The organism is Kribbella sp. NPDC003557 (assembly GCF_040610805.1).
In the GTDB taxonomy this organism is placed as follows: domain Bacteria; phylum Actinomycetota; class Actinomycetes; order Propionibacteriales; family Kribbellaceae; genus Kribbella.
This window is the reverse complement of the sequence record NZ_JBEXMY010000004.1, coordinates 163,778-177,169: the sequence shown is the minus strand read 5'-3', so window position 1 is coordinate 177,169 and position 13,392 is coordinate 163,778. Positions and strand designations below refer to the sequence as shown.

The following is a 13,392-nucleotide window of genomic DNA, read 5'->3' as shown; positions in this document are numbered from 1 at the left end:
AGATGAGGCACGGAACCAGAATGCTCGCGGCGGTCGCCGCCGCGGCACTCGTGGTGACCGCAGTGATCTCCGCCCCGGCCGCTCCGGCGGCCACCCTGCCGGCCGGCCCGTTCGTGGTCGGCGTCGAGAACCTCCCGAACGGCCGTGGCGTCGGCGGAGCCATGGACCTGACGTCGTACGGCGATCTCGACTGGGTCCACCTGACGGGTACCGGCATCGACCGCAAGGCCGGCGTACCGCAGGCGCTCACCGTCGACGACCTGAACCCGGCCGGCGGGCGGACGACGCTCGACGACAGCCCGGTCTCCTTCGGGTGGTCGGACGGTGCGTCGCCCGCGAGCGGCGTGACGACCGGCGGCGTCTTCAACTACGACACGACGACCGTCGGCGACACGACCGCCCACGACGCCGGGTACCGGATCACCGTCCCGGCCGCGGACTCGCCACGACGCCTGGTGTTCGTGGGTGGGATCTGGCAGGCGCGTGGATCGGTGACCGTGACCGCGACCGACGGCAGCAGTGCCTACACCACACAGATCACCGCGAGCGGCACCGCCGCCGTCAAGCGGTACACCGTCACGATCCGGCCGGGTCAGGGCGTCGTGGTGACCGGCCGGTTCGCGAGCAAACTCAATGCCGCCGGCAACTTGTCCTTGGCGGCCGCGGCGCTCTCGACGCTGGGCACCGGGTTCTCCGCGACCGCCACGCCGGTGTCGCTGAACCTGACGGCCGAGGGTGTCGGCGACTGGATGCATCTCGACGGATCGACGATCAACCGCCGGGCCGGTGCGCCGGTGCTCGCGGTCGCCAATCGGCAGTCCGGGGGAGCGATCGGATCGCAGAGCGACAACCCCGTGAGCTATGCGTGGACCGACGGTACGCCGACCGCGTCCGAGCCCGGCACCCGGCACGGCGGCATCTTCTTCGCCGACGGCGCGAACACGGGCGTGGACCTCACCGATCCGTACGGCTACGACCTCACGGTCCCGGCCGCGGCGGAACGGCGTACCCTGCACTTCGTCTCCGGCGTCTGGCGTGCCGCGGCGAAGATCTCGGTCTACCTCGACGGTGCGTCGACGCCGACGTACGTGAGCACCGAACTGGTCAGCACCGACCCGTCGGTCACCCGGGTGTTCGAGCTGAACCTCGAGCCGGGGCAGTCGGCCCGTGTCAGCGCTCAGCTGACCCGCAAGACGCATGCCTCCGGCAACGTCACGCTCGCGGGCGTGACGCTGGCTTCGGCCGGCAACTACCGGGCTCTGGTGCAGAACATGCTCGACCAGGCCGCGGCGGCGGACGTGTACGCGGCGAGCGAGTCCGCGCAACAGCAGCTGGACAACGAGATCGCCGCGGCGACGGCGACCCTTGCCGACGGCGGAGCGCAGGCAGACGAGCTACGGCTCGCGTACGCGTTCCTGAAGGCGGCCTTCGACGAGGCGGTCTCGTCGGCGGCGAACGCGCAGTACACCTACGTCACGAACCCCGGACTCACTTCGTCGTTCGGCTGGGAAGGCGACCTGAACGCGCCGATCGCCTTCATCGACGGCAGCTACCGGCTGCGCAGCCGGGGCGACGCGATGATCACGTTCGGCGTCCCGAACATCCCGGGCAAGATCAAGTGGTCCAACGCCGAGGGCTACCTGCCCGCGTTCGTCAGCGAGTACGCCAAGGACGGTCTCGGCATCAAGGTCGAGAACTTCGCCGACCTCGTCGTTGTCGACGGCAACCGCTTCGAGGTCGCGTACTCGCGGATGACGGTCACCAACACGACCTCGGCGCCGGCCCGCCTGCCGCGGGTGTCCAGCCTGCTGACGCCGCTCAACGACACGTCGGCCACCACGATCGGCGCCGGGCAGACCGTCGTCCGCGACTACGCGGTGGCCGCTGACCGGTTCGGCGGCACGTACGACTGGGTGTCGGGGGCGCAACTGCAGCAGCTCGGCGGTTTCGACCAGCACTACGGCCACATGCGGCAGTACTGGAACAGCCGGCTCTCGGCGATCGCGGACATCACCGACCTGCCCGACAAGCGGCTGATCAACGCCTACAAGGCCGGATACATCTACACGCTGATCATCCGCGACGACGTCAACGGCGCCAAGGAGCTGCACGTCGGCGAGAACGGGTACGACGAGATGTTCGACCACGACACGATCGGCATCGTGTCGACGCTGCTGACGATCGGCGACTTCACCTACGCGCGCGACTACCTGTCGACGCTGCCGGCGCAGCTGCAGTACGACGACGCGAAGTGGAAGTACAGCTGGCCGTACGCCCTGTATCTGCAGCGCACCGGCGACAAGGACTTCCTCCGCAGCCGGTTCGAGACGATCAAGAAGAACACCCACACGATCGAGACCGACCGGATCGACGGCGGCACCGGCATCATCAAGCAGACCGACGCGATCGACTCGCACGGCTACTGGACGATCGACAACTGGTCGGCGCTGACCGGACTCACGACGTACCGCTACCTCGCGACGGCGCTCGGCGAGACCGCGGAGGCCGCGTGGGCGAAGGCGGAGTACGACGACCTGCTGAAGGTGGCGACCGCGCGCATCGAGCAGACCATGAAGCAGTACGACCTCGACTACATCCCGATCTCGATGGTGGAGCCGAACGAGACCGGGCCGCGCAAGGACCCGCGGGACGCGAACTGGGCGTCGATGTTCCTGTTCGGGCGCTGGGCCTGGGACGGGTACCTGTTCGGCGCCGACCAGCACGGGACGATGTTCGACAAGATCGACGCCACGTACACGCACGGCTTCGAGCGGCGCAAGGACGTCTCGGACACGATCTACAACTTCGGCGGCTATCCGCACGGGTACTTCTCCAGCGCGTACAACGCCGGGTACGGCAGCGCGGCGCTGCGCGGTGAGCAGTACCGCGACCTCGGGATCAAGTCGTACCAGTACATGATCGACAAGACGATGAGCGGGCCGTTCGGCTGGTGGGAAGGCGTCGACTACCCGAGCGCGGACTCGCCGTGGGACATCGACCACGCCCGGGGCGGCGGCGGTTCGAACCAGCACATGTGGGGCCAGTCCACGGCCACGAAGGTGCTGTTCGACTCGCTGATCGCGGAGAAGTCGGACGGCACGGTGGTCATCGGCCGCGGCGTACCGGACGAGTGGATCGGCAACCGGCAGAGGATCGCGCTGAACAGCTACCCGGTCACCGGAGGCCGCATCGGCTACCAGCTCACCACGTCCGGCAGGACGGTGACGCTCCGGCTCACCGGTGACACTTCGAAGCCGACCGGTTACAGCCTCGAACTGCCGGCGCTGCGCGACAACATCGCCCAGGTCTCGACCAAGGGCGCCGTCGTCGACCAGGCCACCGGCACCGTCCGCCTGCCCCGCGGCACCACCCAGGCGACCGTGGTCCTGCGCCACACCCCGTAGGTCGGCAAGACGGCGCCGGCTGGCGCATACTGGGGGCAAATGGAGACATCACGCGCGAAGCGCCGCCTAGCCACAAGTCCCTTCAAGCAGCCGGTGGCCGCACCGATCAAGACGTTCGAAGTCGGTGGCCGGGTTTCCCACGACAAGGAAGGCATCGGCCGCATCGCTGCGGTCGAGGGCACCGAAGCAGTGGTGGTGGACCTCGGGAAGGGCCATCTCCTGCGGGTCATGGCCCCGTTCCACAAGCTGCACAACCTCTGACCGGGGACCGAGGCGATCATCCGCCCGGCCGGACGACCTCCACCGGAGGCCGTCCGGCCGAGCGCGCGTCCGCACCCGTCAGGGCTGCGGAAAGCTGAGCTCGATGCGGGTGCCGGCGGGGTCACCCGGGTGCTGAAGCCACAGGATGCCGTCGTCGTACTTCGTCTCGGTGATGCCGCCTACCACCTCGGGCTCGGACGGCACGCGCAGAGCGGTCGTGACCTGTACGCCGCGCGGCGCTTCGCAGCTGAACCGGATGCCGCTCTGGTCCTGCTCCCAGTCGACGATCCGGCCCGCTGACGCCAGGACCGCCTCGTCGTCGTACGTGAGGTCGCGCAGCCACGCCAACTGCCCGGGGCCGAGTTCCCGGTGCCGCACCAGCGGCAGGCGCGGGTCGAGCAGGTCGAGGTAGGTGCCTTCGACGACCTGTGAGCCGCCGGCCTCCTCCAGCACGGCGCCGATCAGGTACGGACCGCGCTGCACCGACAGCCAGTTGCTCGACTTCCAGCTGTGCCCGCCCGCTTCGGCCAGCTCGCGGATCGCCCCGACCAGCTCGGCCGCGCGCTCGGGCGATGCGGTGAAGTCGGCCGGCCGGGACGCGATGAATCGCACCCGCCCCTGACCGGCATCCTGCACGCCGTCGCGCGAGCGGTCCGCCCCGAGCGCCTCGGCCAGATGATCGGCGCACGTGTCGTACCGCCCGGTCCACCACGAGCGGATCTCGTGGTACGGGTCCGCGCCGTCGCCGACGTACAGCAGGCTGCCGCCGCGGTCGACCCACCCGGCGAGCGCGTAGTGGATGCCCGGCGCCAGCGGCTTCTGGAACTCGTAGCTGAGAACGAGGACGTCGACGTCGTCCAGCGCGTCCGGGGTATCGATGACGTTCTCCAGCTGGACCGGGCAGACCCGCTGCCCCTCGAACAGCGCCGGCAGCGCCAGTCCGTAGAAGTCGGAGAAGTGCAGCTGTTCGCGACCCTCCAGCGCCAACGCGTTCTGCAGGCCGTCGTAGTGGCCGCTCTCACCACCCGGCGCCCAGCGTTGGAACATGGCGGTGTCCGACAGCGCGATCCCGATCCGCGGGCCCTCCTGGGACCAGCGCACGTCGGGCTGGTCGAGATCGCGCAGGCTGTTCATCGCGATCAGGTAGCTGGTCGCGGTGTCCGGCGGGATGAGTTCGCGCTCGGTCGATCCCTCCCGCAGGTACGGACGGTTGAAGATCCGGTGCGGCCACGGCGCCACCTCGTACCGCGAGACGCCGGGATGCAGCAGCGACGCGACGAGGGTGCGCTGATAGTTGGCGAGGTAGTCCTCCCAGGTGCGGTCCGGGTGGTCCTCGATCGGGTCGTGCAGGAACCACATCCGCCGGTCCGTGCCACGGGTCAGGTCCTGCGCGATGCCGTACTCCAGGTAGGCCGTCTCGAACGTGCGCTCGGCGACCTTCCCGGCGTACACGTTCGGGGTCCGGGACGTGCCGGTCCACACCTGCGCGATCGCGCCGTCGATCGACGGCAGGGTCCGCAGCCGCGATTCGGGGCTGATGATCTGCCATTGCGTGTAGTTCAGAAGGCTGTGTGTGGGGACGTAGAAGCGCACCTGGCGGCCCTGCTGCAGCGCCTCGTCCCGGAGCACCGAGGTGACCCGGTCGAGGCTGCGGGAGAGCAGGTGCTGCTTGAGCTGCCCGGAGCGGAAGTGCGCCTCCGGCGTGCTGTGCGGCGGCTGCCACGGCTCGTCGAAGAACGCCTGCCACTCGCGCTTGAACGATTCCGAGTAGCCGGCCCGCGCCCAGAACTCCGGCTCCTCGAGATGGATGCCCTCGACGCCGAGCTCGATGATCGGCCGGAGCTTGTGCAGCAGGTACTCGGTGAAGGTGAAGGTCGGCACCATGTACGGGATGTCGGTGCTCTCGCCGTGCAGGATCGGCGACCCGTCGCCCGCGGTCTGCGCGTCGTCCCAGTGGCCGGCGCCGTCCCACCGCCCGTCGAGGTAGTCCTGGTACGTCCCCCAGGAGATCCCGGTCATCAGGTGCACCCGGTAGCCCGCCGCGCGCCAGCGGGCGATGCGCTCCGGCGTACTGTCGTTGAGGCCGTAGGCCATGACGAAATCGGTGCGCAGATCGATCGATTCGTCGTACGGCGCCTGCTCCTGGAAGCCCGTCAGCTCGTCGTCCTTGCTGGTCGTCATATCTCCACCCTGTCCGCTGCCGCGCGCCGGACGCCAGCGTGCTGTCAGGAAGTGGACACGACGCGATCAGCGCAGCAGATCGGCGGCCTGGAGCTGTTGCCAGATCTCGGACTGGTCGACGACGGTGACGCCGAGCTTCTCGGCCTTGGTGAGTTTGGACGCGCCGACGTCGGCGCCGGTGATGAGCAGGTCGGTGCTCGCCGAGACCGACGACGCGATGCTCGCACCGGCCCGCTCGCACAGTCGCTGGAAGGCGGGCCGCGCGACCTTCTCACCCGAGCGCGGGTCGCTGATCGCACCGGTGACGACGACGGTCTTGCCGGCCAGCGGCGCGCCGGCCGCGACGACCGGCGGCAGGTCCTCCTCGCGGACGTCGAGCGAGACGCCAGCGGCCCGGAGCCGCTCGAGCTCGGGGCGCAGGCGGGTGAGGTGCTCGATCAGCGAGGCGGCGACCTTCGGGCCGATGTCGTCCACGGCGACCAGGCCGTCGACCCCCGCGTCGGCGACCTCTTCGAGCGAGCCGAACCCGGCCCGGCACAACCGGGCCGCGGTGCCCTCGGACGCCATCGGGATCGCGAGGCCGATCAGCGCGCGCCGGAGGCCGACCTGCCGGCTGGTGTCGATCGACTCGATCATCCGCGCGGCCGAGATCTCGCCGATCCGGTCGAACTCCAGCAGCCCCTCGGCGGTCAGCCGGTAGAAGTCCGACGGGTTCTCCAGGATCCCGGCCTCGGCCAGGCGCTCGATCCAGACGCCGCCGATCGCGTCGATGTCGGCCGCCGCGCGGGACGCCCAGTGGATCAGCCGCCGCACCGTCTGGGCCGGGCAGGAGACGTTGGTGCAGAACAGCTCGCGGCTGTTGCCCTGCTCGGTCAGCGGCTGCTCGCACGACGGGCAGGTGCTGGGCGGCACGATGTCGCGCTCCTGCCCGGTGCGCTTCGACGCGTCGAGCACACCGGCCACGAACGGGATCACGTCGCCGGCCCGGCGGACCAGCACCGTGTCGCCGATCTTGATGTCGCGGGCGCGGATCACCTCCTGGTTCGCGAGGGTGGCGCGGGTGACCGTCGTACCACCGACGAAGACCGGCTCGAGCCAGGCGACCGGCGCGATCTTGCCGGTCTTGCCGACGTCCCAGACCACGTCGGCGAGCAGGGTGGTCTTCTCCTCGGCGGCGAACTTGAACGCCAGCGCGCCGCGGGGCGAACTCGACCGGGTGCCGGCGGCCGCGAAGGCGTCCCGGTCGGCGAGCCGCAGGACGGCGCCGTCGAGGTCGTAGTCGAGCTCGTTGCGTTGCTGCTCGATCGTGGTGATCACCGCCTGCGCCGCGGCGGCGTCGTCGCAGTGGCGCATGTCGGCCACGGTGAAGCCCATGGTCTGCAGGGCGCGCTCGAGATCGGCCTCGGCCTGGTCGCTGAGCAGATCGAACGCGAGGAACTGCAGGCGCCGCTCGGCGACGGTGGCGGCATCCTTCGCGCGCAGCGTGCCGGCCGCCGCGTTCCGCGGGTTGATCAGCGGCTTGTCCGGGTGCGCCGCGTTGTAGGCGGCGAAGGTGGAGCGCAACATGACCGCCTCGCCGCGCACCTCGGTCCGGTCCGGGATGTCGAGCCGGTCGGGGACGCCGTCGGCGAGCGCGCGCACGAGCGGGGTCACGTCGTCGCCGGTCGTGCCGTCGCCGCGGGTGACCGCCCGGGCGAGGCGACCGTTCTCGTAGACGAGCGCCAGGGACAGGCCGTCGAGCTTCGGCATCACGACCACCGACTGGCCGGGGAAGCGGGCGAAGAACGCCTCGACCTGCTCGGGGCGGGTGGCCTTCTCCAGCGACAGCATCGGCCGCGAGTGCCGCACCGGCGCGTGCAGCACCGCGGGGGCGCCGACCTGGTCCAGCGGGTTCGGGTCGGGGGTCAGCTCCGGGTGGGCGGCGAGGAGCGTGCGCAACTCGTCCTCGATCGCGTCGTACTCAGCGTCGGCGACCGTCGGCGTCCCCTGGTAGTAGGCGTCCCGCAGCACGACGATGCGCTCGGCGAGTTCCTGAATCCGCTCCCCAATATCCACGCCAGGACCCTACCGGGGACGTCGGACAATCCGTGCGATCTCCCGGACCGTGGTGCGAGAACGGCGACGGCTACTCGATGACCGCGCTGCCCTCGGTCAGGTGGGTCTCCTCGCGTTTGCGGGGCAGCATCAGTGCCGGGATCAGGGTCAGCAGGACCAGCACCCACGCCACCCAGAACGTGCTCGAGAACGCGGCCGCCGCGTCGGCGAGGCCGCGGGCGAGCGCGGCCGGATCCAGGTGCAGCGCGGCGATGATCACCGGGCGGGTGTTGGCCAGGATGGCGGCCTCGGTCTCGCGGAGCCCGTCGCCCAGCCCGGGGATCTGGTCCGTCCCGGGGATGATCGGCGAGTCGTTGAGGTGGTTGGTGAGGATGACCGACATCGTCGCGACACCGACCGAGGACGCGATCTGCTGGGTGATGTTGAGCAGCGTCGAGCCGCGCGCGACCTGGGGCCCGGCGAGCGTCCGCAGCGCCGAGGTGAACAGCGGCATCATCGTGCCGCCCATCCCGAAGCCCATCACGACCAGCATCACGATGATGATGCCGTACGGCGTCGTCGCGGTGAGCTGGGTCAGCCCGAACATGCCGATCACGATCAGGGCGAGTCCGAAGGGCACGATCCGGCCCACCGGCACCTTGTCGACCAGCCGTCCCGCGATCGGCATCGTCACCATCGCACCGAGCCCCTGCGGCGCGACCAGCAGACCGGCCTGCAGCGTCGACTCGCCGCGGATCTGCTGGAAGTACGTCGGCACCAGCAGCAGCCCGCCGAAGAAGGCGGCCGCGAACAGGAACATCGTCACGATCGACACCGTGAGGTTGCGGCTCTTGAACAGCCTCAGGTCGAGCAGCGGATGTTCGGGCCGGAACGAGTGCCACACGAACGCCCCCATCAGCAGCAGCCCGACCAGGATCGAGACCCAGACCCGCGGCGCACCGAAGTCACCGTTCTCGGCGGGCAGCGACGAGACGCCGAACAGGAACAACGCCAGCCCCGGCGACATCAGCAGGACGCCCACGACGTCGAGGGTCTCGGAGCGGTGCGGCGTGTCCCGCTGCAACGCGAACCACGCGTAGACGAGCGCGATCACGCCGAGCGGGACGTTGATCAGGAAGATCCAGTGCCAGCTCGCCACCTGGATCAGCCAGCCGCCGAGGATCGGGCCGAGGATCGGGCCGAGCAGCATCGGGACGCCGAGGATGGCCATCAGCCGGCCCATCCGGTGCGGCCCGGCGGCCCGCGTCATGATCGTCATGCCGAGCGGCATCAGCATGCCGCCGCCGAGACCCTGCAGCACCCGGAAGCCGATCAGCATGTTGATGCTGGTCGCGGTGGCGCAGAGCGCGGAACCGAGGGTGAACAGGAGGATCGCCATCATGTACAGCCGCTTGGTGCCGAACCGGTCGGCGGCCCAGCCGGTCAACGGGATCACCGTCGCCAGCGCGAGCGTGTACGCCGTGACGGTCCAGGCGACCGTCGAGTAGGCGACCGGACTCTCGGGTGTGCCGAACTCGTCCTGGAACGTCGGCAGCGCGACGTTGACCACGGTGATGTCGAGGATCGACATGATCGCGCCCAGCACCACGACGCCGGCCACCTTCAGGACCGCGGCGTCGATGTGGTCGGGATACTCGGAACGGGTCGCTGCTGGATCGCTCACGGTCTGGCCCCCCTCGCACGATGCGCTCTGTGCAGACACTACGCCCGTCGACCCGCTCCCTGGCTAGATTTTCGGCCGACGGCTACCGAGAGTGACCAGATGTCACCCATCGCTCGGTTGAAGGTGGGGGAGTGCGTGGCCTATCGTTTGCGCAAACGATTGAGCAGCTCGGAACGGGGGACGGGGTGGAGGACGCGGACCTTCCGCTGGCCGGTGTCGTGGTGCTGGACCTCAGTCAGTTCCTGGCGGGGCCGGTGGCGGCGCTGCGGCTCGCCGATCTCGGGGCCCGGGTGATCAAGATCGAGCGGCCGGTGACGGGTGAGATCGGCCGGACGCTGGCGTTCGCGGGACGGTGGGCCGACGAGGACACGGTCTCGTTCCACGCGATGAACCGGAACAAGGAGGCCGTCGTTGCCGACCTCAAGGACCCGGGCGAGCTCGAGCAGGTGCGGCGGCTCGTCGCGCGTGCCGACGTACTGATCCACAACTTCCGGCCGGGAGTCATGGAGCGGCTGGGGCTCGACTACACGTCGGCGCGGGCGCTGAATCCGGGTCTCGTGTACGCGGCCGCGTCCGGGTACGGCGCCGACGGCCCGTGGGCCAACCGCCCGGGACAGGACCTGCTCGCCCAATCCGTGTCGGCGCTCGCCCGGGTCGGCGGCGGCGATCGTCCCGTGACCGTCGGACTCTCACTGGCCGACCACCTGATGAGCTGCCACCTCGCCGAGGGCGTCACGGCCCTGCTCGTCCGCAAGTTGCGCACCGGCCGCGGGGGCCTGATCGAGACAAGTCTCCTCGAGGGCATGCTCGATCTGCAGTCCGCCCGCCTCACCGCCCGCCTCAACCGGCCGGCAACCGACCTGCCCGCCCGAGACGCATTGGTGCCGTCCGCCCTCTACGCCACGGCCGACGGCCACCTGGCCATCGGGCCGACGCACCCCGACAGGCTGCTCCGCGCCCTCCAGGGCGACCACGGAGCAGTCGGATTCGACTGGGTCGCGGAGCGGCTGGCGGCGGGACGTACCGCGGACTGGGTCCAGATGCTGCGTGCTGAGGGAGTTGATTGCGCGCCGTTGCGCACGCTGGACGAGCTGATCGCGTCGGCGGAATTCAGCGCGATCGGGATGACGCAGGTCGTCGAGCGGGAGCCGGTCGAGCCGGGTGGTGAGACGCTGCGGTTGACGACCACGCGTAGCCCGATCCGGATCGACGGCCAGGTCCTTCGGACCGGCCGGGCCGCCCCGCGGTTGGGAGCCCAGGGAAGGCTGCGCGACGGTGCGGCCCCGTTCACCGTCGGCGCGCCGATCGATCAGTAGGGTGTGGCCCATGGCGACCCTGGGTGATGTTGCTGCCCGTGCCGGCGTGTCGATCTCCGCGGTGTCCCGGGTGCTGAGCGACGCGCCGGATTCGCGGGTGAGTGCGGCGACCCGGCAGCGGATCGTCGACGCGGCGCGGGAGTTGCAGTACCGCCCGAACTTCGCTGGGCGGGCGCTCAAGTCCGCGCGGACGCAGGTCGTCGGGTTGGTCGTGCCGGACATCACCAACGCGCTGTTCACCGAGCTCATGCACGGCGCCGAGGACGAGGCCACCGAGCGCGGGTACACCGTCCTGCTCGGGCGCTCGGACGACGTACGGCCCGGTGGTGAGGTGATCGCGCGCCTGATCGGTGAAGGCCGCGTGGACGGTATGGCGCTGCAGGTCGGTGACGCCGTGCTGCCTGCGGGTCTGCGGGACCTGCTGACCACGCAGGCGCCGATCGTGCTGGTGAACTCGTCCAGTCCCGACCACGTCGGCTCGGTGACCCTGGACGATCACCGCGGTGCGCTGATCGCGACGCAGCACCTGCTCGAGCTGGGGCACGAGCGGATCGCGTTCGCGAACGGGTTGCCGCGGTCCTTCACTGCCAAGCGGCGCCGTACGGGGTACAAGCTCGCGCTCGAAACGGCCGGCGTGCGGGTGCCGAAGGAGTACGAGACCAGGGTCGGCTACACCGTGGACAACGGGCGGACGGCGCTGCACCGGCTGATGGCGCTGGACCCGAGACCGACAGGGATCGTGGTGGCCAACGTCAACGCTGCCGTCGGCCTGCTGGGGGAGGCGCGCCGGGCGGGGATCCGGGTGCCGGACGACCTGTCCGTGGTGACCGTGCACGACTCGTGGACCGCCGAGAACACCTGGCCGCCGTTGACCGCGGTCAAGATGCAGTTCTACACCGTCGGACGTACCGCGGTGCGCAGCGTGATCCGGCGGATCGAGACGGGGGAGACCTCCGACGAGGTGGTCACCGACCCGCCGCCGGAGCTCGTCGTCCGCGAGTCCACGGCGGCTCCACGCCGTACCAGCTGATCCCACCCGAACTGAACCGCGCGGGATTGTGTCGCGGTTGCGCAAAAGTCCGTGCTCAAACGATTGACCAGATCCGGCGCCCCGGTCTAGCGTTCTGCTCCAACGTTTGAGCAGCTGGTGGCACCCGAAGGAGTCCGTCATGAAGTCACCCGGTTCTCGTCCCGGAACCGTGCGCACGCTGGCCGCCGCGACCCTCGCCTGCGCGGCGGCGCTGCTGACCGCGTGCGGCTCGTCGGCCGGCGGCGCCGGCGCGGATGTCAAGCAGACCGACTCCGGTGGCGCGATCACCGTCTGGGTCGACCCGCCGCGGGTGCCGGCCGCGAAGGCCTTCCAGCAGGCGCATCCCGAGATCAAGGTGACGCTGAACCAGATCGACGGCACCGTCGGCGGCAAGTCGCTGCAGCAGCAGTTCGCGCAGTTCAACCAGGCCGGCAAGGGCTGGCCGGACGCGATCTTCTTCCCGTCGAACGACGACATCGCCTGGGCGTCGGGGGCCCAGGTCAACTACACCGCCGATCTCACCGACCTGGTGCCCGACGTGATCAAGGGCTACGAGGACGCGGTGATCGCGCCGTGCAAGATCGACGGCAAGATCCGCTGCCTGCGAAACGACGCCGCGCCGGACATCTTCTGGTACAACAAGGCGTTCTTCACCCAGTACGGCTACCAGGTCCCGAAGACCTGGGAGGAGTACGGCGACCTGGCGGTGCGGATCGCGAAGGAGCACCCGGGCAAGCTCAGCGGCTTCACCGGCGACGCGTACGCGCCCGACCGGTACCTGTGGGCCTCCGGCTGCCCGACGAACGCGCGCAAGTCCGAGACCGAGGTGCACGTCGACCTGAGCGACGCGAAGTGCGTGCGGGCGAAGGAGCTGCTGGCGAAACTCGTGCAGGCCAAGGCGGTGTCGACCCTCGGCATCTTCGACGCGGACGCCGCCAAGGCCGGCAAGGACCTCGTGATGAGCCCGGGCGCCGCCTGGTGGGGCGACTACCTGTTCCGGCAGTCCTGGAAGATCCCGGCCGGCCAGATGACGGGCGTCGCGCCGCTGCCCTGGCAGGGCGAGGACAAGCCGGCCACCGGCAACGAGGGCGGCGGCCTGTGGGGCTTCTCGCGCCACATCACCGGCAAGCAACTGGAGAACACGCTCACCTTCGCGAAGTTCGTTGCCACCGACCCCAAGTGGCAGGTCGAGCTGTCCACCGGTCTGCCGGCCTACGGCCCGGCCCAGGACGCGTGGATCGCCAAGCAGACCAAGGGCAAGTACTTCGCCGACAACGCGACGACGTTCGCCGCGATGAAGGGCGCGAACGCGGCCGTCCAGCCGGACCACTCCTACCTGCTCTACAACACCGGCAGCGTCTGGACCGAGACGATGGCCGCCGGCCTGGCCTCGGGGAAGACCGTCGACCAGGCCTGGACCGGGTTCAACGACGAGCTCCTCAAGCAGGCCAAGGCCATGGGCTACACGGTCAAGTAGGGGCA

General features: G+C 69.9%; 8 protein-coding genes. 5 read left to right on the top strand and 3 right to left on the bottom strand.

The annotated features are described in order from the left end of the window. Positions 1 to 2: 2 nt before the first annotated feature. On the top strand, positions 3 to 3,404 hold the full coding sequence (locus ABZW60_RS17420; protein ID WP_355477891.1) for a sugar-binding protein: 3,402 nt from the start codon (positions 3 to 5) through the stop codon (positions 3,402 to 3,404). A gap of 39 nt (positions 3,405 to 3,443) precedes the next feature. Further along, complete coding sequence (locus ABZW60_RS17415; RefSeq protein WP_355477889.1) at positions 3,444 to 3,665, top strand: hypothetical protein; 222 nt, start codon at positions 3,444 to 3,446, stop codon at positions 3,663 to 3,665. A 78-nt stretch (positions 3,666 to 3,743) separates the two neighbouring features. Here ABZW60_RS17415 and ABZW60_RS17410 read toward each other — a convergent pair whose 3' ends face one another. The 3 genes from ABZW60_RS17410 to ABZW60_RS17400 all read right to left on the bottom strand — a co-directional run bounded on the left by ABZW60_RS17410 (position 3,744) and on the right by ABZW60_RS17400 (position 9,564). After that, positions 3,744 to 5,846 carry a hypothetical protein gene (locus ABZW60_RS17410; RefSeq protein ID WP_355477887.1) on the bottom strand — a complete coding sequence of 701 codons (2,103 nt, stop codon included), beginning with the start codon at positions 5,844 to 5,846 and terminating at the stop codon, positions 3,744 to 3,746. Between the two features lie 66 nt (positions 5,847 to 5,912). Further along, positions 5,913 to 7,901 carry an NAD-dependent DNA ligase LigA gene (gene ligA, locus ABZW60_RS17405; RefSeq protein WP_355477885.1) on the bottom strand — a complete coding sequence of 663 codons (1,989 nt, stop codon included), beginning with the start codon at positions 7,899 to 7,901 and terminating at the stop codon, positions 5,913 to 5,915. A 70-nt stretch (positions 7,902 to 7,971) separates the two neighbouring features. Continuing rightward, positions 7,972 to 9,564, bottom strand: coding sequence for a DHA2 family efflux MFS transporter permease subunit (locus ABZW60_RS17400; RefSeq protein ID WP_355477883.1), 1,593 nt, complete (start codon positions 9,562 to 9,564; stop codon positions 7,972 to 7,974). Positions 9,565 to 9,749: 185 nt separating this feature from the next. On the opposite strand from ABZW60_RS17400, the gene ABZW60_RS17395 reads away from it, so the two are divergent. The 3 genes from ABZW60_RS17395 (at position 9,750) to ABZW60_RS17385 (ending at position 13,387) form a co-directional block, all read left to right on the top strand. Then, on the top strand, positions 9,750 to 10,880 hold the full coding sequence (locus tag ABZW60_RS17395; RefSeq protein ID WP_355477881.1) for a CoA transferase: 1,131 nt from the start codon (positions 9,750 to 9,752) through the stop codon (positions 10,878 to 10,880). A gap of 10 nt (positions 10,881 to 10,890) precedes the next feature. Next, on the top strand, positions 10,891 to 11,910 hold the full coding sequence (locus ABZW60_RS17390) for a LacI family DNA-binding transcriptional regulator (protein WP_355477879.1): 1,020 nt from the start codon (positions 10,891 to 10,893) through the stop codon (positions 11,908 to 11,910). A gap of 139 nt (positions 11,911 to 12,049) precedes the next feature. Further along, positions 12,050 to 13,387, top strand: a complete 1,338-nt coding sequence (locus tag ABZW60_RS17385) for a hypothetical protein (RefSeq protein ID WP_355477877.1) — start codon at positions 12,050 to 12,052, stop codon at positions 13,385 to 13,387. Positions 13,388 to 13,392 lie beyond the last annotated feature (5 nt).

Coding starts and splice junctions, on each gene's coding strand:
- ABZW60_RS17415 (WP_355477889.1), top strand. CDS start 3,444: ATGGAGACATCACGCGCGAAGCGCCGCCTAGCCACAAGTCCCTTCAAG.
- ABZW60_RS17420 (WP_355477891.1), top strand. CDS start 3: ATGAGGCACGGAACCAGAATGCTCGCGGCGGTCGCCGCCGCGGCACTC.
- ABZW60_RS17410 (WP_355477887.1), bottom strand. CDS start 5,846: ATGACGACCAGCAAGGACGACGAGCTGACGGGCTTCCAGGAGCAGGCG.
- ABZW60_RS17385 (WP_355477877.1), top strand. CDS start 12,050: ATGAAGTCACCCGGTTCTCGTCCCGGAACCGTGCGCACGCTGGCCGCC.
- ABZW60_RS17390 (WP_355477879.1), top strand. CDS start 10,891: ATGGCGACCCTGGGTGATGTTGCTGCCCGTGCCGGCGTGTCGATCTCC.